The sequence below is a fragment of the Rhizobium sp. SL86 genome, from assembly GCF_026672545.1.
Classification (GTDB): domain Bacteria; phylum Pseudomonadota; class Alphaproteobacteria; order Rhizobiales; family Rhizobiaceae; genus Neorhizobium.
On the sequence record NZ_JAPPRJ010000001.1, the window covers coordinates 1,524,812 to 1,546,537 of the forward strand.

The window sequence follows — 21,726 nt, forward strand, 5'->3', positions numbered from 1 at the left end:
AAAGTCCCCGAGGCTCCCGTGCCAGGCTCAGGCCGTCAGCGCCAGCGGCTGATCCGCAGTCGCGGGCTGTTTCATCATGATCTTCAGAAGCGTTGCCAGGGTCTGGGCGATGTCGTGGCGCTTCACCACCATATCGACCATGCCATGTTCGAGCAGGTATTCGGAGGTCTGGAACCCTTCCGGCAGCTTTTCGCGCAGGGTCTGTTCGATCACACGCTTGCCGGCAAAACCGATTTCCGCGCCCGGCTCGGCGATATGGACATCGCCCAGCATGGCATAGGAGGCCGTCACACCGCCGGTGGTCGGGTTGGTCAGAACGACGATGTAGGGAAGACCGGCTTCCTTCAGCATGTCGATCGCGACCGTCGTGCGCGGCAGCTGCATGAGGGAGAGAATGCCTTCCTGCATGCGGGCGCCACCGGAGGCCGGGAAAATCACCAGCGGGCAGCGTTCGGCCAGCGCGCGCTCGGCAGCCTTGACGATCGCCTCGCCGGCCGCCATTCCGAGCGAACCGCCGATGAAGTTGAATTCGTGCACCACCGCGACGAGCTTGACGCCCTTCACCTGGCCGAGACCGGCGAGGATCGTGTCCTCCTGCTCGGTCTTCGTGCGGCTGTCCTTCAGGCGGTCGGCGTATTTCTTCGAATCGCGGAACTTCAGCGGGTCCTGCGCCACCTTCGGCTGCGGCAGGTTTTCATAGACCCCACCGTCGAACAGATCCGTGAGACGCGCCTTTGCCGGCATTTTCATATGGAAGCCGGAGGCGGGAATGACCCACTTGTTTTCTTCAAGATCCTTGTGGAAGACCATCTCGCCCGTTTCCGGGCACTTGATCCAGAGATTTTCCGGCACTTCCCGGCGACCGAGCATCGAATTGATCTTCGGACGCACATAGTTGGTGATCCAGTTCATGGACGAAACTCCTGATTGACCGTCGTCAATGTCATAACTTTATTCGGCAGCAACAAGGCGAGCCGAACGAACGCCGGTTGCAAGACCGCTGACCAGCGTCGTGACGGCGGAAATGGTGTGATCGGTGGCCTTGCCGTCAACGGTCAGGCTACCGGCGACCTGCGAGACGATCGCCGAACCAACCACCACGCCATCGGCGGCGGCTCCAATTGCTCGGGCATGATCGGCGGTCTTCACGCCAAAACCGACGCAGACGGGCAGCTCGGTATGCGCCTTGATGCGCTGGACGGCAGCACCGACCAGCGACGGATCAGGCAGAGCCGAACCGGTGATGCCGTTCATCGAGACGTAATAGACGAAACCGGAAGTGTTGCGCAGCACGGTCGGCAGGCGCTTCTCGTCGGTGGTCGGTGTCGCGAGACGGATGAAGTTGACGCCCTTGGCGACGGCCGGAATGCACAGCTCGTCATCCATTTCCGGCGGCAGGTCGACAACGATCAACCCGTCGATGCCGGCGTCGAGCGCGGCGTCCAGAAAGGTCTCGACGCCCATATTGTAGATCGGGTTGTAATAGCCCATCAGCACGATCGGCGTGTCCTGATCGTGCTTGCGGAATTCGCGGGCAAGATCCAGCGTCTTCGCCAGCGTCTGACCGTTGGCAAGCGCCCGTTGTCCGGCCAGCTGGATCGCCGGGCCATCGGCCATCGGATCGGAGAAGGGCATACCGAGCTCGATCACATCGGCGCCGGCGCCGGGAAGCGCCTTCATGATGCCGAGCGAGGTCTGAAAATCCGGGTCACCACCCATCATATAGGTGATCAGCGCCGGGCGGCCTTCCGCCTTGAGATCGGCAAAACGTTTGTCCATACGTGCAGTCATGATCAGAGGCCCATTCCCAGAATCTTGCCAACGGTGAAGATGTCCTTGTCGCCGCGGCCACAGAGGTTCATCAGGATGATCTGGTCCTTGTCCATCGTCGGCGCGCGCTTGATGACTTCGGCCAGCGCATGGCTCGGCTCAAGCGCCGGAATGATGCCTTCGGTGCGGGTCAGCAGCTGGAAGGCGGCAAGCGCCTCGTCATCCTTGATCGGCACATATTCGACGCGGCCACTATCCTTCAGCCAGGAATGCTCCGGCCCGATGCCCGGATAATCGAGGCCGGCCGAAATCGAATGGCCTTCCTTGATCTGGCCGTCGCCATCCTGCAGCAGATAGGTGCGGTTGCCATGCAGCACGCCCGGACGACCGGCCGTCAGCGACGCACAGTGTTCTTCGCCTTCCAGGCCCTTGCCACCGGCTTCAACACCGACGATGCGCACGCTTTCGTCATCCAGGAAAGGATGGAAAAGGCCGATCGCGTTCGATCCGCCGCCGACAGCGGCCACCAGCATGTCCGGCAAACGCCCTTCGGCGGCCATCAGCTGCTCACGGGCTTCCTTGCCGATCACCGACTGGAATTCGCGCACCATTTCCGGATAGGGATGCGGGCCTGCGGCCGTGCCGATGATGTAATAGGTGTCATCGACATTGGTTACCCAGTCGCGCAGCGCCTCGTTCATGGCATCTTTCAGCGTGCCATGGCCGGAGGTCACGGGCTTCACTTCGGCGCCCAGAAGCTTCATGCGGAAGACGTTCGGCGCCTGGCGCTCCACGTCGGTCGCACCCATGTAGACGACGCAAGGGAAACCGAAACGGGCCGCAACGGTGGCAGACGCCACGCCATGCTGGCCGGCACCGGTTTCAGCGATGATGCGCTTCTTGCCCATGCGTTTGGCAAGCAGGATCTGGCCGATACAGTTGTTGATCTTGTGGCTGCCGGTGTGGTTCAGCTCGTCGCGCTTGAAATAGATCTTCGCGCCGCCAAGTTCGGCTGTCAGGCGTTCGGCGAAATAGAGCGGGCTCGGGCGGCCGATATAATGCGTGCCGAGATGAGCGAGTTCCGCTTGGAACTCCGCATCGGTCTTCGCCTTGTTCCATTCTGCTTCCAGATCGAGGATCAGCGGCATCAGGGTTTCTGCGACGAAACGGCCGCCATAGATCCCGAAACGACCGTCTTCGTCGGGACCGGCCCGGAAGGAATTTGGTTTGAGCGGCTGGTTCACGACTTCACTCCCTCTGATACACGGGAACGCCATTGATCGATCACGTCGAAGAAGGCGTTGATCTTTGCGGGGTCCTTGACCCCAGGTGTACTTTCCACGCCGGAAGACAGGTCCAGGCCACGCGCCTGCGTGACGGACAACGCTTCCAGAACATTGTCCTTGTTGAGGCCTCCGGAAAGCATGTAATCGACATTTCCGTCAAGCGCGGACAGAATGCTCCAGTCGAAGGAAACGCCGTTGCCACCCGGAAGATCCGAATGTTCCGGCGCCTTGGCATCCAGCAGGAAACGGTCGGCGAGACCCTCATAGGCCTCCAGCTTGCGCAGGTCTTCCTTCACGCGCACCGAAAACGCCTTCATCACCGGCAGGCCGAAGACAGCCTTGATGTTGAGCACCCGTTCCGGGTTCTCGGCCCCGTGCAACTGCAGGATATCGGGTTTCAGGAAGGAGATGATCTCCTCCAGCTCCTCGTTATCCGCATTGACTGTAACGGCGACGATCTTTGCGCGTCCCCTCACCCGGTCGGCCAGAGCGCCTGCCGTCAGCGGATCGACGTGCCGGGGGCTCTTTTCAAAAAAGATGAAGCCGACATGGCTCGCGCCCCGCTCCACCGCCAGGTCGATCGCTTCCGGCGTCTTGAGGCCGCAGATTTTGATGTCTGGTATCATGGAAGGCGAAGTTGCACGAATCGGGCGCCAAGTCGAGGGTCTTTGATGTCCAGCAATGCCGATCGCCACCTCAGCTGAAGTCGATGGCGTGCAATTGCGAGCCGTGCGCCTTCAGCCAGTGCCGGGCCTTGTCCATCTCCGGGCACAGATCAGCGCACAGCGCCCAGAATTTCGGGCCGTGGTTCATTTCCTTCAGATGCGCCACTTCATGCGCCGCCAGATAATCGATGACGAAAGGCGGCGCCATGACGATACGCCAGGAAAAGCTCAGGTTTCCATCCCAGGAACAGGAGCCCCAGCGGCTGCGGGTGTCCTTCATGCTGACGGATTTGACCGGTTTGCCGATGCGCCCCGCATAAACGGCCGACAGTCGCTCCAGATCATACCGCGCTTCTTTTTTGAAGAAGGCTTCCAGCCGCCGGCCAAGATGATCCTCAAGTCCGCTCACCCGGATGACCGGATGGCCCTCCTCCTCGCCGACTTCCGTCAGCCCCCGGAGCGTGCCGGTATGCACGATGCGGTGCGGCACGCCGCGCAACGCAATCATGCCGCCGGGGCGAAGCGTGTTTTCAGCCGAAAATTTGGAAAGCTTGGTGCGCAGCCAGCCGTCATGACGCGCGAGGAAGGCATCGACCTCTCGCGGCCGCAGGCCCGTCGGCACCGTCAGGCGCAGTGCCCGTCCGCCGGGCTCGATCCGAAGCGTGATCCGGGTTGCCTTGGCATGTTCGCGGATCGTCAGCGGCAAAGCCTTGTCGCCAACAGACAGGAGCCGCTCTTCCTTCTTGAGCGGTTTCGGCTGGCGTTTCGGCTTTGCGAGCAGGGAAAACATGGGTTTCTTCTATCCGATTCGAGCAACGGCAGCGCAACAAAAAACCGGCACCCGAAGGTGCCGGCCATCTGTGTGGTACTCCTTCGCGCCATCAGACGGCGGGATAGGAGGTGTCCGGAGCGCGATTGCCGCGTTCACGCATGAAGCGGTCAAACTCTTCCTGGTCCTTCGCGCGGCGAAGCTCGCGAAGATAGGTGTCGAATTCCTCGCGCATCTCGTCGAGCTTGCGACGCTGTTCCTCGATGCGATCGAGTTCAGCCTTGCGCCAATCGTCGAAGGCTACATTGCCGGTCGAGAAACCCGAACGGTAGGAGCGGCTGGAGCGGCGGCAATTGGTTAAGAAGCCGTCGGCGCGCTCATTGGCGCTGCGCTTGAAATCGCGCAGGCGGTCGCCGTACAGAATATAGGCAAGCATGGCGAGGCCGAGCGGCCAGAACACCACGAAACCCAGGACCATCAGGGCGATCGTTGCCGGAGTCCAATCCGGCCGGATCCATGCAGACTGGTTCATCGGTAGCGTTACCTCGTTTGTGGGCGAGAGGCCCGAATGCCCCTCGCTCACAATCGATGTGGTAAGCCGTCCATATGCCTTCAAGAAAGCCGTCGCTCAAATCGGCGAAGGCTCTGAATATATTCAAGGAAAACGTGATATACGCCTGGTTTTCAGGCGCTCTTCCCACCCTTGATCACCCGCGGTGCGACCGCCTTGCGAACACCCTTGGTGTGTTCGGCGGCAAATTTCAGGATGCGCGGCGCAATTTCGCGGCGGAAACGCGAGCCATTGAACACCCCGTAGTGGCCGACATCCGGCTGAACATAATGCAGGCGCATGTCCTCCGGAATGTTGGTGCAGATCGTCTGTGCGGCCTTGGTCTGGCCGACGCCGGAAATATCGTCGTTCTCACCCTCGATGGTCAACAGCGCGACATTCTTGATCTTCGTCGTATCGACGCGGCGGCCGCGATGCATCATCTCGCCCTTCGGAAGGGAATGCTTGATGAACACCGTATCGACCGTCTGCAGATAAAATTCCGCCGTCAGATCCATGACCGCCAGGTACTCGTCGTAGAAATCACGATGTTTCTCGGCCGATTCACCGTCGTTCTTGACCAGATGCTGGAAGAAATCCTTGTGGGCGATGAGGTGGCGGTCAAGGTTCATCGACATGAAGCCCGACAACTGCAGGAACCCCGGATAGACGGGACGCATGAAACCGGCATGCGGCCACGGCACCGTCATGATGACATTGTCCTTGAACCACTTCAGCGGGCGGTCCTGCGCCAACTGGTTCACGGCCGTCGGATTGATGCGGGTATCGATCGGGCCGCCCATCAGCGTCATGGAAGCCGGTGCCAGCGGATCGCCGGCGTCTTCCATCACCGCAGCGGCAGCAAGTACCGGAACCGAGGGCTGGCAGACGGCGACCACATGGGTGTTGGGGCCGAGATGGTGGATCATCGCAATGACGTAATCGATGTAGTCGTCGAGGTCGAACAGACCTTCGGTGACCGGCACCGTGCGGGCATCCTGCCAGTCGGTGATGTAGACATCCGCGCCCTGGATCAGCGCTTCGACCGTGCCCCGCAACAGGGTGGCATAATGGCCGGACATCGGAGCAACGATGAGGATTTTCGGGCCGAGTTCTGCACCCTTCGGAAGATCACGCTCGAAATGAAGAAGATCGCAGAAGGGTCTCGACCAGACCACCTTCTCTGTCACGTTCACCGTTTCGCCACTGACGATCGTCGTCGGCAGGCCGAATTCCGGTTTGCCGTAACGGCGCGTCGCGCGTTCGAAGACTTCCAGACCGGCTGCAATCGTCCGGCCAAAGGTCGTCTCCGCCAGCGGGTTCAGGGGATTGGTGTAGAAAAATCGAAGAGCTTCCGTCGCCGCGCGATACGGAGCCATGGCCGCGTGGTTCAACTCGTAGAGCTGGTAAAACATGCAAGGCCACCTTTCTTGTTGGTTCTATAGGTCGTCACATTCCGGACTAACCGGCTGGACCTGCCGAAATGTCTAGCATGAAGGTGTAAACTAACAGGTTACGAGTGCAGTGCAACATTGAGCGACAGGACTGCAGGCCAAGGGCATGATGCTACAGTTGGCTGGAACAAGACTTACCGCGCTTAATCGTTCCACTGACCACAGAGGATTTTGTCTGCCGCCGGTCATTGAAGATTAAAGGGAATTTGGAATGTCGCGTCCGCGTTGCGGGATGCGCGCCCACAGAGGGCGCAATGTTTCACGTGAATCAATCCACAGAAAAGATTCACGTGAAACAAATCTTGATTAGATATCGAGGTTGGCAACGCTCAACGCGTTGTCCTGGATGAACTCGCGGCGCGGTTCGACTTCGTCGCCCATCAGGCGGGCAAACAGCCCATCCGCATCGGTCGCATCATTGACCTTGACCTGCAGCAGAGACCGGACGTTCGGATCCAGCGTCGTTTCCCACAGCTGTTCGGCATTCATTTCGCCGAGACCCTTATAGCGCTGCATCGAAAGCCCCTTGCGGCCGGCGGCGAAGATTGCGTCGAGAAGCGCACGCGGTCCGGAAATCTCCGTCTGGCCTTCCTTGCGGGTCAGCTTGGGCGGAACGGCATAGATTTCGCGCAGGCGGGGGGTCATCTGGTCGATATAACGCGCATCTGCGGAACCGATCAGGGCGACGTCCAGAACGGCCACTTCCTTGACACCGCGCACCATGCGCTCGAAACGCAGGCCGCCTTCCGTCGTCACATGGCCGCTCCAGCCGCGTTCGGTTTCCTCGGCAATCAGGTCGAGGCGCTGGGCCACTTCGTTCGCGGTTTCCTGAGCCCGTTCCGGATTGTCGGTCAGTTCCGGATTGAGTGCGCCGGCAATCGCTGCCTGTTCGACGATGGCGCGGCTGTAACGGGAATGAAGACCATCGAGCAGCGCGCGCAGACGCAGGGCATCCGCAATGACTTCGCGCAGATCGGCGCCGGCGCGCACTTCGCCGGATCCCAGCGTCAGCGTCGCTTCGTCGAGACCCTGGCCGATCAGATAGTCTTCCAGCGCCTTCTCGTCCTTCAGATACTGAACGGACTTGCCGCGCGTCACCTTATAGAGCGGCGGCTGGGCGATGTAGAGATGGCCGCGCTCGATCAGTTCCGGCATCTGGCGGAAGAAGAAGGTGAGCAGCAGGGTGCGGATATGCGCGCCGTCCACGTCAGCATCGGTCATGATGATGATCTTGTGGTAACGCAGCTTGTCGGCGTTGAACTCGTCCTTGCCGATCGACGTGCCGAGCGCGGTGATCAGCGTGCCGATTTCCTGGCTGGACAGCATCTTGTCGAACCGGGCGCGTTCCACGTTCAGGATCTTGCCGCGCAGCGGGAGGATCGCCTGATTTTCACGCGAACGACCCTGCTTGGCCGAGCCACCAGCGGAGTCACCCTCGACGAGGAACAATTCCGACTTGGTCGGATCGCGTTCTGAACAGTCGGCAAGTTTGCCCGGCAGCGATGCGATATCCAGCGCACCCTTGCGGCGGGTCAGTTCACGCGCCTTGCGGGCCGCTTCGCGGGCAATCGCGGCTTCGACAACCTTGCCGACGAGAACCTTGGCTTCCGACGGATGTTCCTCGAACCAGGTGCTGAGGGCCTCGTTGACGAGGTTTTCGACAACCGGGCGCACCTCGGAGGACACGAGCTTGTCCTTCGTCTGCGAGGAGAACTTCGGATCCGGCACCTTGACGGAGAGAACGGCGGTCAGGCCTTCGCGGCAGTCTTCGCCCTGCAGGGACACCTTCTCTTTTTTCAGGATACCGGACGTATCCGCATAAGAGGTGACCTGACGGGTCAACGCCGCGCGGAAACCGGCCATATGCGTGCCGCCGTCGCGCTGGGGAATGTTGTTGGTAAAGCAGAGGACGTTTTCGTGGTAGCTGTCGTTCCACCAGAGCGCCACTTCGACGGTAATCCCGTCCTTTTCGCCACGGATTGCCACCGGTTTGTCGACCAGCGGCTTCTTGGCGCGGTCGAGATAACGCACGAAGGCTTCCAGACCGCCGTCATAGAGCATTTCTTCCTGGCGGATGTCGGACTTGCGCCGATCGGTCAGGAGAATACGGACCCCGGAATTCAGGAAGGCCAGTTCGCGCAGCCTGTGCTCGAGCGTGCCGTAGTCGAACTCGGTTTTGGTGAAGGTCTCCGTGCTGGGCAGGAAGGTGACTTCCGTGCCGGAGCGGCCTTCATAATCACCCGTGACCTTCAACGGCGCATCGGCGACACCATGGGTGAAGCTCATCTCATGGATCTTGCCGGCGCGACGGATCTTCAGTTTCAGCCAGACAGAGAGTGCGTTGACAACCGAGACGCCGACGCCATGCAGACCGCCGGAGACCTTGTAGGAGTTCTGGTCGAACTTTCCGCCGGCATGCAGCTGCGTCATGATGACTTCGGCTGCGGACACGCCTTCACCGGTGTGGATGTCGGTCGGGATACCGCGACCATTGTCCGTTACCGTGATCGAACCATCGGCATTGATCGATACCGTCACCAGATCGGCATGCCCGGCAAGCGATTCATCGATCGCGTTGTCAACCACTTCGTAGACCATGTGATGGAGGCCGGAGCCGTCATCCGTGTCGCCGATATACATGCCAGGCCGCTTGCGTACGGCATCGAGGCCCTTCAGAACCTTGATGGAATCGGCGCCATATTCTGCACTCGCGCTATCGCTGACGGGTGTATCGCTCATTTTTGACTTTCTAGTTCTTGACTGCCCACGGTGCGTGGCGAATCACCGTTGTCCTTCCTGCGGACTATAGGGAGTTCCGTGCCTCATTCCAAAGCGTGAGAGACGGAAAATAGGGGATGACAGGACCACTAGCCACGGTTTGAGGCTTTTTCCAGCAGCTTTGTCAGTTCCTCTACCATGTCCGGTTCCAGATGGCGAATTTTGCGTGCCAGAAGATTCGCAAGCGCCGTATAGGCGGGCGGAAGACCCGCCGTATCGACCGTCACCTTCGGGTCGGAGCCTTCCGCCAGGCGGAACAGTTCCTCGGCCTCGTCCCAAATGATGTTGAAATAACCGCAGACGCGCTGCAGAAAATCGAAGCTCGGCCGCCCGCGCCGTCCATGTTCCAGCGCTGACAGATAGGCCGCCGACACACCGATGGCGACCGCCATTTCCTGCTGGCTCACGCCCTTCTGCCGGCGCAGCTCGCGCAGTGCTTCACCGAAGGGCGTCACGCTTCCCCTCCCCGGCGGCTAAGGCGGACATACAAGGCCCCCTCCCCGCCATGATGACGCGCAGCCGGTTCATAGGAGGAGATGAGAAAGCGAAACTCCGGTTTGGAGAACCACAATGGCACCGCGCGTTTCAACGCGCCTTCGCTGCCCAGCGAACTGCCTTTGCCGGTAATGACCAGCACATGGCGCAGGCCCCGTTCATGCGCCCGCACCAGGAAATCGAGCAATATGCCATGGGCCTCGCTCTGGATCATGCCGTGCAGGTCAATCCTCGCTTCAAGCGCCAACCGGCCTCGGGCGATCTTGCGTTTGACCGGCCGTTCCAGCGGATGATGAACGCCCTTGCCGCGTTTTGCCGCCTCCGGGTTCTGATCGGCTTCGGTTACAGGAATAGGCTTGGAGACGGGAGAAGAGGCGGACTGCGCCGCCTCCTGTTCCTGCAGGAACTCTTCCTCGAACTCCAGCAGTTCCTCCAGCCGCCCCGGCATCGGCTTCGTCGTCTTGGCGACCTTGCCCCACAGGATGCGCTCGTCGGAACTGAGCTTGCGTTCCTTTTTCATCCGGCAAACCTCGGCGCTGCGGCCTTGGGGATAAGGATGTAGAAATCAGCCGCATTACGAACGGTGCCGGCCCGTTCCCCCGCCGCATCACCCGACCCGGTAAAGATGTCGCCGCGTGCCGGCCCGACAATGGCGGAGCCGGTGTCGAGCGCCATCATCAGACGGGCGAAGGGGCGGCCTTCATCCAGATGCGTCAGCGTCTCCGAATGGATGAAGAAAGGAAATCCGAAGGTATGGATGAGACGATCAACGGCGAGAGACCGTCCGGCTACCAGCGGAACCTTGGCGGCGGCAATCGGCCCCAGCGAAACATCGTCCACGGCGGCTTCGCGGAAGAAAATGTACGAGCGGTTATGCCACAGCACTTCATCCACCTTAGCCGGATTCTCAGCCAGCCAGGCGCGGATCGACTGCATCGAAATGCGGGCGGGATCGATCTCGCCGCGATCGATCAGCAGCTTGCCGATCGCCGAAAAGGGATGACCAGCCTTGGCCGCATAGGTAATGCGGCCTAGCCGCCCGTCCGAATAACGCAACCGTGCCGCGCCCTGAACATGGGCAAAGAAGACATCCACCTTGGATTTCGCCCAGGCGATCTCAAGTCCCTGCCCGTCGAGACAGCCTTCATCGATCGCCCGCCGATCGAAGTAAGGCGAGATCTGACCGTCATGGTTCCGGCCGAAGGCATAGGAGACATCCATCTCCGCCGGACGATTGTTATCGTCGAGATCAACGAGATCCGCCGGTCGGCGATAGAAGGGATATCGGTAGCCGGAGTCCGGCTCATCCGACACCTCGACTTCCGGCTCGTAGAAAGCCGTCACAAAGCCTTTTTGCGCATTCGACCGTTCGATCAGAAAAGGAACGGTTTCCGTTTCGAAGAAGGAACGCGCGTCTGCGGCATCCTGCGGACTGTAGGTGCTGGCTGCGGAGAGTAGCGGCAGAAGATCTTCGGCCGACAGCCCCAGCGAACCGGTCCGGTACGGTTTGTTGTGGCGGATATGATCGAGACAGCGGCGCATGACGGAAAAGAGGGGGCGGGGATCATCGATCCCCCACCCCCTCAATTCGGAGAACTCTGTCCGCCGGAGAGAAAACACCTCCGTCACGATCACTGCTCGGATTCGGTGGCGACCAGTTTCCAGTTCGGGTCGCGGGAGCGGATATCGCGGGCGAAGGTCCAGATGTCGATGACCTCGGCCACGGTTTCCGCGTCACCATCCACCAGCGTACCGGCCTTGTCATAGGTCGCCGAAATCAGCTGGCTGACGATGCGCACCGTCACCTGCTCCTCATGCCCCTTCACCACCACCTGGGTGATGTCGGCCTTGTCGATGCCGACGAAGCTTGACTTGACCACTTCGCCGCGGGATTCGCGATCGGCGATCGCGGCTTCAAAACCATCGAAGACCTCCTTCGACAGGAGGTTCTTCAGGGCCTTGCGGTCGCCATCGGCAAAGGCCATCACGATCATCTCGTAGGCCATGCGGGCGCCGTTCAAGAATTCCTTCGGACGGAAGGTCGGATCGGCCTTGATCAACTCGCGAAGGCCGTCATTCAGCGGCGTTCCCGGCTTGGACAGCGCATCGACTTCGCTCCAGCGGGTTTCATCATCCGCCTGATCCCGGCGCGGCAGTGTGACGACCTTGCCATCGTCGGCCGCCGGGGCCCGTGCGGCATCGCGAGCGCTGAATGGATCAACGGGCGGCTTCTCGTGCCCCGTCCGCCGGCCGAGCACACTGCGCAACTGCAGAAAGATCAACACGGCTGCCACGAGGAAAAAAAGAGTGATGAAGTCGTTCGCGCCCATTTTCACCCGGGATGTCGTTGGAATTGGAAAGGTTCATCCTCATATAGTCATATCTGGCGATCATTCAAATACCGTGGCGAGTGTTCGCGCGAACATCATCAACGCTTTACCGTGAGATCATGCGCCTTTTCCTGTTTCCGCTCCTTGTTTTCGGCCTGCCGCTTCTCGAAATTGCCGGTTTCGTGATCGTGGGCAACTGGCTTGGCCTGTGGCCGACGCTTGGGCTCGTCGTGCTTTCCGGTTTCGCTGGTGTCGTGCTGTTGCGCATGCAGGGGCTTTCGCTTCTGCGTGAAATCAATGAGGAAGGCCGGCAGGGCCGTGTGCCGGGCAAGGCGATCGTCAGCGGCGCGATGATCGTGGTTGCGGCGATCCTGCTGATCATTCCCGGTTTCGTCAGCGATATCGTCGGCATTCTGCTCTTCCTGCCACCGGTGCGCCAGTTGCTCTGGGACCTGATCGGCCGCAATGTCGTGGTCAGGACCCATTATTCCGGCGGCGGTTATCCCGGAGGGAAAAGCAGCGGCAACAACCGGACGATCGATCTTGATGAAGGGGATTTCGAGCGCAAGCCGGATGCCTCCTCTCCCTGGTCCGATCGCCGGCTTGACGAGCCGTGAGGCTCACCTTTAGGGGGGGCTTGCGGCGGGGCTGGAGGGTTGTAAGGCTTCCGGCGAAGTGTTAGAGGGCCGAAACGCCCGAAGCCGAGGAACAGCCAATGGCCAACGAAACTGAAACGCAATCTCCGTCGCTCACGATCCTTGCCCAGTACACGAAGGACCTCTCCTTCGAAAATCCGGGCGCTCCGCGCTCGCTGCAGGCTCGCGACAAGGCTCCGTCGATCAACATCAATGTCAACGTGAATGCCAATCCGCTCTCCGAGACGGATTTCGACGTGATCCTGACGCTGAGCGCAGAAGCCAAGGATGGCGACAAGGTCGTCTTCGTCACCGAGCTCGTCTATGGCGGTGTCTTCCGCATCACCGGTTTCCCGCAGGAACACATGCTTCCGGTGCTCTTCATCGAGTGCCCGCGCCTGCTCTTCCCGTTCGCACGCCAGATCATTTCGGACGTCACGCGCAATGGTGGTTTCCCGCCGCTGATGATCGATCCGATCGATTTCGGCCAGATGTTTGCCCAGCGGGTTGCCGAAGAACAGGCCCGCTCGCAGGTCCAGACACTGAACAGCTGATTGCTGCACCGTCAGGTCAAACTATCAAAAAGCCCGGCTTTGACCGGGCTTTTTCGTGTCTAGTGATAACGGCTCCAGATGGCCTTGTCCCCCATGCTCTTCACCATGGTCTGGTGGGCTTCCACCTCTTCCGGCGTCAGGCGCGGCGCCAGCGGACGCGGTCGAGACAACGCGACGATCTCCACCTCTTCGACCTCGACCACCGTCGTCACGCGTTCCGTACCGCCGAGACCCAGCGCCGCCTGGCGGCCGCCGATCATCTCGATATAAACCTCGGCCAGCAATTCGGAGTCGAGCAGAGCGCCGTGTTTCGTGCGGTGCGAATTGTCGATGCCATACCGACGGCACAGCGCGTCGAGCGTGTTGGGACCCATCGGGTGTTTCCGCCGCGCCATCGAGAGCGTGTCGACCACCTGTTCCTGCGGCACCGGCGGCAGGCCCAGACGGGCAAACTCGGCATTGATGAACCCCATGTCGAAGGTCGCGTTGTGCGCGATCCACTTGGCGCCATCGAAGAATGCCTGCAGATCATCGGCGATCTCGGCAAAGCTCGGTTTGTCCTTGAGGAATTCGTCGGTGATGCCGTGAACGGCCAAGGCATCCGGATGCACCTTGCGGTCACCGGGATTGATGTAAACGTGAAAGGTGCGGCCCGTCGGGAAATGGTTCAGCAGTTCGATGCCACCGATTTCGATGACACGATCGGACCGGTTGTCGAGACCCGTTGTTTCCGTATCGAAGATGATCTCACGCATCGGTTTTTCCCTGCCATTGTCCGTTTCGCAGTTCCGCGATGATGGCCTTCACCCTAGCACGGGCCGCGTCCAATCCTTCGCCCGTATCGATGAGGAAATCGGCGCGTGCACGCTTTTCCGCATCCGGCACCTGCCGCGAAAGGATCAGTTCGAATTTTTCCGCCGTCATCCCGGGCCGGGCCAGAACCCGCTTGCGCTGGATTTCGGCATCGCAGGTCACCACCACCACGACGTCGGCCCGTTCGGCAGCCCCGGTCTCGAACAGAAGCGGGATATCAAGAACGACCATGTCCGCGCCCGCTGTCTGCTGCTCACGCAAAAACGACTCTTCGCGCGCCCGCACCAGCGGGTGCACGATCGCCTCCAGACGCTTGAAGCCGGCAGGATCTGCGGCCAGACGGCGCCCGAGTTCGCTACGGTCGATCACTCCATCTTTGGCAACGCCCGGAAAGGCTGCCTCGACGGGAGCAACAGCCTCACCCTGGTAAAGAGCATGGACGACAGCATCCGCATCGTTCACGGCAATCCCTTCGGCGGCAAACAGTCCAGCCGTTGTCGACTTCCCCATGCCAATCGATCCGGTCAGCCCGATCCTGATCATCGGTGCGCATCCATATCGGCAATCACCAGCGCGCGCACGACTTCGTCGACGTCCGGACGTTTCCCGAACCATTTTTCGAAACCCGGGACCGCCTGGTGCAACAACATTCCGAGACCATCGACCGTGGCAAAACCTTGCGCTCTCGCCTGCGCCAGCGTCGGGGTCTCAAGGGGAACGTAAACGATGTCCGTCACAACCGCCTTGGCGTCCATCACGGTAAAATCGATATCCAACGAACCTTCACCATCCATGCCGAGCGAGGTGGTGTTGATAAAAAGCCCCGCCCCCTGCATGACCTCCTTCAGCGTCGCGATCGGATGGGCGTGCACCTTCGCGCCGAACCGGTCAGCCAATTCCTGCGCCCTGGCCTGCGTACGGTTGACCACATGGATTTCCTGCACACCGCGATCGCGCACCGCCTGGATGATGGCGCGGCTTGCCCCGCCTGCACCCAGAATGACTGCACGGGAGGTCAGATCCCAGCCGGAGGCGCGTTCGTCCAGGTTGGCGGTAAAACCGTAACCGTCTGTGTTGGTGGCCTTCAGCCGACCCTCTTCCATCCAGAGCGTATTGGCAGCGCCCAGTTCTTTTGCCAGCTCATCCGGCTCATCCGCAAGCGCGCAGGCACGTTCCTTGTGTGGGATGGTGACGTTGCCGCCCTGAAATTCGCCCGCGCTTTTCAGAGCGCTCAGGAACGCATCAAGCTCTGCCACCTGCACTTCAATCGCCGTATAGGAGCCATCTATGCCAAATGTCTTCAGCCAATGACCATGGATCATCGGCGACCGGGAATGGCGGATCGGCGTGCCGATCACGAAGGCTTTTTTTTGTGTTTCACGTGAATCAATCATTAACAGCCCCGAACTCTCTTAACGCTTTCAGCAGCGGCAACATCGGCAGGCCGAGAATGGTGAAATAGTCGCCGTCGATGGAATCAAATAGCCGGATTCCCTCGCCCTCTAGCTGATAGGCGCCGACGCTGCTCATCACTGCATCGCCAACACGTTCCAGATATCGGTCGATGAAATCATCGGAGAGCGGCCGCACCGTCATCGCCGCCTTGGCGACAGTCTCCCAGACAAGCTCGCCGTTTCGGACGATCGCGACACCGCTGTTCAGATGATGTGTCTTGCCCGAGAGTGACAACAGGTTCTCACGCGCCTCCTGAAGCGAAGCCGGCTTGTGATAGACCCGATCGCCAAGTGACATGGTCTGGTCGGAGCCGATGACAAAGGCACCGGGAAAACGGGCACTGACATCCAGCGCCTTCGCTTTCGCCAGTTCGAGTGCAACGGTCTCCGGCGTCGCATTCTGTACGGTAAGCTTCGCTTCGATCGCCCGTTCGTCGATCGAAGCAGCCTGCGCAACAAAATCCAGCCCGGCATTCTGCATCAGCAACCGGCGGAAGGGGCTGGAGGAGGCAAGCACGAGCGGCTGGGTCACGGGGAGCACTCCCTGGTTACGGCATGGATTCGGCATTATCGCAGCTTAGGCCGCAGGGCAACGATGGCCGCTGCCGTTTCTTCGATCGACCGCCGCGTCACATCGATGATCGGCCACTGATGCCGCGCACAGAGCGCGCGGGCATATTTCAGCTCCTCATTGATATTGGCGCGATCGGTATAATGACTGCGATCAAAACCCGCGACCGTTCCCAGTTCGCGGTTCTCCCGGACCTGCGAGATACGGTCGGTGGTCGCGATCAACCCGACGATCAGCGGTTTGGTCGCCGACAACAATGACGGTGGCAGGGGCACGTCGGGGACGATCGGAATGTTGGCTGCCTTGATACCCCGATTGGCGAGATAGATGCAGGTCGGGGTTTTCGAGGTCCGACTGATACCGACGATCACCACATCGGCCTCATCATAGCTTTCCGCCATCTGCCCATCGTCATGATCCATGGCGAAATTCAGCGCATCGATCCGCCGGAAATAGTCTGCGTTCAGTGCGTGCTGTGCACCGACACGGCGCCGAGACCGATCACCGAGATAGGCCTGAAAGGTCGCCAAAACCGGTTCCAGCAGATTGACGCTCGGAACCCCCAACTCCTTGCAGCGTTCATCGACATGATTGGCGAGATCCTGATCGACGATCGTATAGAGCACGATGCCCGGCTTCTCGTCGATTGCTTGCAGCACCGGCATCAGCTGGCGACGATTGCGGATCAAAGGATACACATGTTCGATCGGCAGGGCCGAGCGGAACTGCGCCGATGCAGCACGACCGGCAGAGATCAGTGTTTCGCCGGTTGAGTCAGATATGAGGTGCAGATGGAAGAAGCTTTTGCGGTTCTCCACGTTAATCTTCATCCTCTGTTCATAACTTGGGAAAAGGTCGGGCTCCGCCGGCCCGGGAGCGGAGGCGGAAGGATAAGTGGCATTTTATCCACATTCGACCCTTCTGTGGCGAGGCTTTTTCCACGGCTGTGGGTAACTGGGAGAGAGAACGTCAAGGCGAAGATGGGTCACAGGTTATCCACAGCGCCCTGAAGAGCGCGGCTTTCTCGAAGACACTGATTCTACGTAGTAAAATCCGAAGACCTTCGTACTTATCCCGAACATGCCGGATCTTCTCCCGGCTGGGCCGTGTTGTCGCACTGGCGCATGCTGGACTGTGCAAAGAGAATGATCCTTGATAGTCACCGACTCTAAGAATCATCAAATCAAGAGATTCTAGATTTCTTTGTTTTGGAGGACACCCTCTTGGCTGCAGTACGCCGCAAGGTGATGGAGGTCCTGAACGGATCGACCGTTTCGCCACCCCCCATCTGGCTGATGAGACAGGCAGGTCGTTACCTTCCCGAATATCGCAGGACACGGGCGGAAGCCGGGAGCTTCCTCGATCTCTGTTATTCGCCGGATCTGGCAACGGAGGTAACCCTTCAGCCGATCCGGCGTTACGGTTTCGATGCGGCGATCCTGTTTTCCGATATCCTGGTCATTCCCGATGCGCTGAAGCGGAACGTGCATTTCGTGGAAGGCTCCGGCCCGCGTATGGACCCGATCGACGAGGCCGGCATCACGGCTTTGACGGCAGATGGCGTTCTGGACCACCTGAAACCGGTGATCCAGGCGGTCGGCCAGATCCGTTCGGCACTGCCGGCGGAAACGACGCTTCTCGGTTTCTGCGGCGCGCCCTGGACGGTCGCCACCTACATGATCGCCGGTCACGGGACGCCCGATCAGGCCCCTGCCCGGCTGTTCGGTTATCGTCATCCGAAGGCCTTGGAACAGCTTCTGTCACTGCTCGCCGAGCTTTCGGCGGATTATCTGGTGACGCAGATCGATGCCGGCGCTGATGCGGTGCAGATTTTTGACAGCTGGGCAGGTGTTTTGGGCGAGACCGAATTTGCCGCCTATGCGGTGGAGCCGGTCGCCCGCGTCATCCGTTCCGTCAAGTCGCGCCGGCCTCAGGCGAAGGTCATCGCCTTTGCCAAGGGTGCCGGCATGAACCTGAAACACTATCGCCAGCAGACTGGCGCCGACATGATCGGGCTCGACTGGTCGGTGCCGCTGAGCTTTGCCGCCGAGCTGCAGAAGGATGGCCCGGTGCAGGGCAATCTCGATCCGATGCGGGTGGTGGCCGGCGGCCAGGCTCTGGACGAAGGCATCGACCGGATCCTGTCCGCGCTCGGAGATGGGCCCCTCGTCTTCAATCTCGGGCATGGCATCACACCGGAGGCTAAACCGGAGCACGTCTCGCAACTGGTAAAGCGGATCAGGGGCTGAGCGATGCAGAAACAGACCGATGCCATACCCGGACGCAAGGCCGGTCTGCGGGCCGCAGTAGCGCTTGCCGTCTTCGTTGGCCTGCTCGGCGGCATCTACCTTGCCCGCCCGGATGATCTTTATCTGTGGCTGAAGGCCTTTCACGTGATTGCGGTGATTGCCTGGATGGCAGGGCTTTTTTACCTGCCGCGCCTGTTCATCTACCACACGGATGCCCCGCCTGGCTCTGACCAGTCTGAAACCTTCAAGGTGATGGAACGGCGGCTGTTGAAGGTGATCATGAACCCGGCGATGATGATCACCTGGGTGCTCGGCCTTTACCTCGCCTTTGATGGTTTCCGGTTCCAGGGCGGCTGGCTGCATGCCAAGATCCTGCTGGTGGTCCTGTTGACGATTGCCCACATGCACCAGAGCCGCGCCGTCCGGCAGTTTGCCGCGGATGGCCCCCGTCGGTCGGCACGGTACTGGCGGATGATGAACGAGGTTCCGACCGTTCTGATGATGTTGATCGTCATTCTCGTGATCGTGAAGCCGTTCTGACATTCGGAGAATTGTTTTCATCCCCCCTTGCGATGCGGAGTCCGAACGGCTATTTTCGCCGCACTTCTCTCTCGTAGTTTGTGTGCATATCAGACATCCGCGGCAGGCCGCGGAAGCATCTTCACAAACACGCCATTTCCCTCAAAAGTCCAAAGCGGTCCTTCTTCATGGCTGAAATGAAGCTTCAAGAACTCAAGAGCAAGTCGCCCACCGACCTGCTGACCTTCGCAGAATCCCTGGAGGTCGAAAACGCGAGCACCATGCGCAAGCAGGAATTGATGTTCGCGATCCTGAAGGTTCTTGCCAGCCAGGATGTGGAAATCATCGGCGAAGGCGTGGTCGAAGTCTTGCAGGATGGTTTCGGTTTCCTGCGTTCGGCCAATGCCAATTACCTGCCCGGCCCGGACGATATCTATATTTCTCCTTCGCAGATCCGCCGTTTTTCGCTGAAGACCGGCGATACGGTTGAGGGTCCGATTCGCGGTCCGAAGGAAGGTGAACGGTATTTTGCGCTTCTGAAGGTCAACACGATCAACTTCGATGATCCGGAGAAGATCCGCCACAAGGTCCACTTCGATAACCTGACGCCGCTCTATCCGAACGAGCGGTTCAAGATGGAACTCGATGTCCCGACCTCAAAGGATTTGTCCGCCCGAGTTATTGATCTGGTTGCGCCGCTCGGCAAGGGTCAACGTGGCCTGATCGTCGCGCCGCCGCGCACCGGTAAGACCGTTCTGCTGCAGAACATTGCCCATTCCATCACGGCCAATCATCCGGAATGTTATCTGATCGTGCTTTTGATCGACGAACGTCCGGAAGAAGTCACCGACATGCAGCGTTCCGTGCGCGGTGAAGTGGTCTCGTCGACCTTCGATGAACCCGCCGTACGCCACGTCCAGGTGGCCGAAATGGTCATCGAAAAGGCCAAGCGCCTGGTGGAGCACGGACGCGACGTTGTCATCCTGCTCGATTCCATCACCCGCCTCGGCCGCGCCTATAACACCGTGGTTCCCTCGTCCGGCAAGGTTCTGACCGGCGGTGTGGATGCGAACGCCCTGCAGCGCCCGAAGCGTTTCTTCGGTGCGGCGCGCAACATCGAAGAAGGCGGCTCGCTGACGATCATCGCGACGGCGCTGATCGATACCGGCAGCCGTATGGACGAAGTTATCTTCGAAGAATTCAAGGGCACCGGCAACTCGGAAATCGTGCTGGACCGCAAGGTCGCCGACAAACGTATCTTCCCGGCGATGGATATCCTAAAGTCCGGCACTCGTAAGGAAGACCTGCTGGTGCCGCGCCAGGATCTGCAAAAGATCTTTGTCCTGCGCCGTATCCTGGCGCCGATGGGAACGACCGATGCGATCGAGTTCCTCATCGACAAGCTCAAGCAGACCAAGAACAACGGCGACTTCTTCGACTCGATGAACACGTAACGGATAGCCGGATTCCAATCGCCTCTTGTTTGGCTATCCGGCTTCATTCGTTGGTTTGGTATGATGACGGATCACGATACGATCTTCGCGCTTTCGAGCGGAGCGAACCCTTCCGGCGTTGCCGTCATCAGGATCAGCGGACCGGCTGCGTTTCACGCGGCCGGTTTTCTCGTTGAGAACCTTCCACGCAAACGTGCAATGGTTCTGCGTTCGATTCGCCGCCGAAACAAAGACCTGATTGATTCGGGTCTTGTCCTTGTTTTTCCCGGACCAGCCTCTTTTACCGGTGAAGATTGTCTCGAACTTCAGGTTCACGGCAGCCGCGCCGTTGTTAATGCGATCTTTGCCGAATTGAGAGAACTCGGACTTCGTCCGGCGGAACCAGGCGAATTCACCCAAAGGGCCTTCAACAACGGCAAGCTCGATCTTGTGGAAGTGGAAGGGCTGGGTGACCTGATTTCGGCAGAAACCGAGATGCAGCGGCGCCTTGCGATTGAACAGAGTGCCGGCGGGCTTTCCCGGCGTTACCATGAATGGGCAACGGCACTGACGCGAGCCCGCGCTCTGATTGAAGCGGAACTCGATTTCGCCGATGAGGATGACGTTCCCGGCTCCGTTTCCGATCAGGTTTGGGCCGATGTGGCGCGTATCGCAGAGGAAATTGATCGTCAGATCATAGCGACGGAAAAGGCAGGTTCTGTTCGCGACGCGTTTAAAGTCGTCATTCTCGGCCCACCGAATGCCGGCAAGTCAAGCTTTCTGAATGCGTTGGTCGAGCGCGATGTCGCCATTGTCACGGAGATCGCCGGCACGACGCGTGATGTGATTGAGGTCGATCTCGACTTGGATGGTTTCCTGGTCCGTTTTTCGGATACGGCAGGTCTTCGCGAGACGGCAGATCTTGTTGAACAGGAAGGCATCCGCCGGGCGCGCAAGGCCGCGGATCAAGCGGACCTTGTTTTGCTTCTCGAAGAAATCGATTCGTCTCCGCAACAATTTCCTGAGATCGGGCCCGATCGCCCACTTCTTCGCATCGGCACCAAGGCAGACAAATACGCCCCTTCTGACAATCGCTTCGACTTCTGTCTCTCTGTCACCAGCGGAGAAGGGCTGGATCGTATCCGGCAGGCTATTATCGAACGCGCGCGGGAGAACTGGTCATCAATTGCCAGTCTGGGTGCCGGTCGGCTTCGGCACGTCGGCCATCTTCAGAAGGCTTCCAATTTCCTGCAGGAAGCGCTAAAGGGAACCCAACTCGATCTTCGCGCAGAAAGCCTGCGATTGGCGGCGGATTCCCTCGGCCGCATTACGGGGCGCGTTGACGTTGAAGATATGCTCGACGTCATTTTTTCCGAATTCTGCATCGGGAAATGACTCACG

Annotated in this window: 24 protein-coding genes; 7 read left to right on the forward strand and 17 right to left on the reverse strand. The window is 59.8% G+C overall.

The genetic code is table 11. From position 1 onward, the window contains the following. Positions 1 to 27: 27 nt before the first annotated feature. The 12 genes from accD to OU993_RS07710 form a co-directional block, all read right to left on the reverse strand. Complete coding sequence (accD, locus tag OU993_RS07655) at positions 28 to 912, reverse strand: acetyl-CoA carboxylase, carboxyltransferase subunit beta (protein ID WP_268155888.1); 885 nt, start codon at positions 910 to 912, stop codon at positions 28 to 30. 39 nt (positions 913 to 951) lie between these two features. Then, positions 952 to 1,791 (reverse strand): tryptophan synthase subunit alpha, encoded by an 840-nt coding sequence (gene trpA, locus OU993_RS07660; protein WP_268155890.1) that lies wholly within the window; start codon positions 1,789 to 1,791, stop codon positions 952 to 954. A gap of 2 nt (positions 1,792 to 1,793) precedes the next feature. After that, positions 1,794 to 3,014: a tryptophan synthase subunit beta gene (gene trpB, locus OU993_RS07665; RefSeq protein ID WP_268155892.1), complete on the reverse strand. Its 1,221-nt coding sequence runs from the start codon at positions 3,012 to 3,014 to the stop codon at positions 1,794 to 1,796. Continuing rightward, positions 3,011 to 3,682, reverse strand: coding sequence for a phosphoribosylanthranilate isomerase (locus OU993_RS07670; protein WP_268155894.1), 672 nt, complete (start codon positions 3,680 to 3,682; stop codon positions 3,011 to 3,013). Before OU993_RS07670 ends, trpB begins: the two co-directional genes overlap by 4 nt. 70 nt (positions 3,683 to 3,752) lie before the next feature. Next, a complete protein-coding gene (locus OU993_RS07675; protein ID WP_268155896.1) occupies positions 3,753 to 4,511 on the reverse strand; it encodes a M48 family metallopeptidase in 759 nt (252 codons plus the stop codon). Between the two features lie 91 nt (positions 4,512 to 4,602). Then, complete coding sequence (locus OU993_RS07680) at positions 4,603 to 5,022, reverse strand: DUF2852 domain-containing protein (protein WP_268155898.1); 420 nt, start codon at positions 5,020 to 5,022, stop codon at positions 4,603 to 4,605. 152 nt (positions 5,023 to 5,174) lie between these two features. Beyond that, complete coding sequence (locus OU993_RS07685; protein WP_268155900.1) at positions 5,175 to 6,455, reverse strand: polyhydroxyalkanoate depolymerase; 1,281 nt, start codon at positions 6,453 to 6,455, stop codon at positions 5,175 to 5,177. A 345-nt stretch (positions 6,456 to 6,800) separates the two neighbouring features. Continuing rightward, positions 6,801 to 9,233 (reverse strand): DNA topoisomerase (ATP-hydrolyzing) subunit B, encoded by a 2,433-nt coding sequence (gene gyrB / locus OU993_RS07690; protein WP_268155902.1) that lies wholly within the window; start codon positions 9,231 to 9,233, stop codon positions 6,801 to 6,803. A gap of 128 nt (positions 9,234 to 9,361) precedes the next feature. Then, positions 9,362 to 9,727, reverse strand: coding sequence for a helix-turn-helix domain-containing protein (locus OU993_RS07695; protein WP_268155904.1), 366 nt, complete (start codon positions 9,725 to 9,727; stop codon positions 9,362 to 9,364). Beyond that, positions 9,724 to 10,287 (reverse strand): Smr/MutS family protein, encoded by a 564-nt coding sequence (locus OU993_RS07700; protein WP_268155905.1) that lies wholly within the window; start codon positions 10,285 to 10,287, stop codon positions 9,724 to 9,726. Before OU993_RS07700 ends, OU993_RS07695 begins: the two co-directional genes overlap by 4 nt. Further along, complete coding sequence (gene mltA, locus OU993_RS07705; RefSeq protein WP_268155907.1) at positions 10,284 to 11,396, reverse strand: murein transglycosylase A; 1,113 nt, start codon at positions 11,394 to 11,396, stop codon at positions 10,284 to 10,286. Before mltA ends, OU993_RS07700 begins: the two co-directional genes overlap by 4 nt. A 2-nt stretch (positions 11,397 to 11,398) precedes the next feature. Then, positions 11,399 to 12,097, reverse strand: coding sequence for a Tim44/TimA family putative adaptor protein (locus OU993_RS07710; RefSeq protein WP_268155909.1), 699 nt, complete (start codon positions 12,095 to 12,097; stop codon positions 11,399 to 11,401). Positions 12,098 to 12,216: 119 nt separating this feature from the next. Here OU993_RS07710 and OU993_RS07715 point away from each other — a divergent pair, with 119 nt between their 5' ends. Together OU993_RS07715 and secB are read left to right on the forward strand one after the other, a co-directional pair. Beyond that, entirely contained in the window at positions 12,217 to 12,714 is a 498-nt protein-coding gene (locus OU993_RS07715; RefSeq protein WP_268155911.1) for an FxsA family protein, read from the forward strand. A 98-nt stretch (positions 12,715 to 12,812) separates the two neighbouring features. After that, positions 12,813 to 13,286: a protein-export chaperone SecB gene (gene secB / locus OU993_RS07720; RefSeq protein ID WP_268155913.1), complete on the forward strand. Its 474-nt coding sequence runs from the start codon at positions 12,813 to 12,815 to the stop codon at positions 13,284 to 13,286. Between the two features lie 59 nt (positions 13,287 to 13,345). Here the strand turns inward: secB and dnaQ are convergent, their stop codons facing one another. From dnaQ to OU993_RS07745, 5 genes are read right to left on the reverse strand one after another with little or no spacing between them, the layout of a single operon-like run. Beyond that, on the reverse strand, positions 13,346 to 14,041 hold the full coding sequence (gene dnaQ / locus OU993_RS07725) for a DNA polymerase III subunit epsilon (protein ID WP_268155915.1): 696 nt from the start codon (positions 14,039 to 14,041) through the stop codon (positions 13,346 to 13,348). Next, positions 14,034 to 14,642, reverse strand: a complete 609-nt coding sequence (gene coaE / locus OU993_RS07730; protein WP_268155917.1) for a dephospho-CoA kinase — start codon at positions 14,640 to 14,642, stop codon at positions 14,034 to 14,036. The genes dnaQ and coaE overlap by 8 nt, the downstream gene beginning before the upstream one ends. Beyond that, positions 14,639 to 15,493 (reverse strand): shikimate dehydrogenase, encoded by an 855-nt coding sequence (locus OU993_RS07735; protein WP_268155918.1) that lies wholly within the window; start codon positions 15,491 to 15,493, stop codon positions 14,639 to 14,641. The genes coaE and OU993_RS07735 overlap by 4 nt, the downstream gene beginning before the upstream one ends. After that, entirely contained in the window at positions 15,486 to 16,085 is a 600-nt protein-coding gene (locus tag OU993_RS07740; protein ID WP_268155919.1) for a Maf-like protein, read from the reverse strand. Before OU993_RS07740 ends, OU993_RS07735 begins: the two co-directional genes overlap by 8 nt. 35 nt (positions 16,086 to 16,120) lie before the next feature. Further along, positions 16,121 to 16,942: a pyruvate, water dikinase regulatory protein gene (locus OU993_RS07745; protein ID WP_268157569.1), complete on the reverse strand. Its 822-nt coding sequence runs from the start codon at positions 16,940 to 16,942 to the stop codon at positions 16,121 to 16,123. Between the two features lie 334 nt (positions 16,943 to 17,276). On the opposite strand from OU993_RS07745, the gene OU993_RS28855 reads away from it, so the two are divergent. The 5 genes from OU993_RS28855 (at position 17,277) to mnmE (ending at position 21,720) form a co-directional block, all read left to right on the forward strand. Continuing rightward, the gene (locus OU993_RS28855) at positions 17,277 to 17,321 is read left to right on the forward strand and encodes a hypothetical protein (RefSeq protein WP_442792939.1); all 45 of its coding nucleotides are present in this window, start codon (positions 17,277 to 17,279) and stop codon (positions 17,319 to 17,321) included. 26 nt (positions 17,322 to 17,347) lie between these two features. Continuing rightward, positions 17,348 to 18,373: a uroporphyrinogen decarboxylase gene (gene hemE, locus OU993_RS07750; protein WP_268155920.1), complete on the forward strand. Its 1,026-nt coding sequence runs from the start codon at positions 17,348 to 17,350 to the stop codon at positions 18,371 to 18,373. A 3-nt stretch (positions 18,374 to 18,376) separates the two neighbouring features. After that, positions 18,377 to 18,913, forward strand: coding sequence for a protoporphyrinogen oxidase HemJ (gene hemJ / locus OU993_RS07755; protein ID WP_268155921.1), 537 nt, complete (start codon positions 18,377 to 18,379; stop codon positions 18,911 to 18,913). 167 nt (positions 18,914 to 19,080) lie between these two features. Further along, positions 19,081 to 20,346 carry a transcription termination factor Rho gene (gene rho, locus OU993_RS07760; protein ID WP_139346276.1) on the forward strand — a complete coding sequence of 422 codons (1,266 nt, stop codon included), beginning with the start codon at positions 19,081 to 19,083 and terminating at the stop codon, positions 20,344 to 20,346. Between the two features lie 63 nt (positions 20,347 to 20,409). Continuing rightward, positions 20,410 to 21,720: a tRNA uridine-5-carboxymethylaminomethyl(34) synthesis GTPase MnmE gene (gene mnmE / locus OU993_RS07765; RefSeq protein ID WP_268155927.1), complete on the forward strand. Its 1,311-nt coding sequence runs from the start codon at positions 20,410 to 20,412 to the stop codon at positions 21,718 to 21,720. Positions 21,721 to 21,726: the final 6 nt, after the last annotated feature.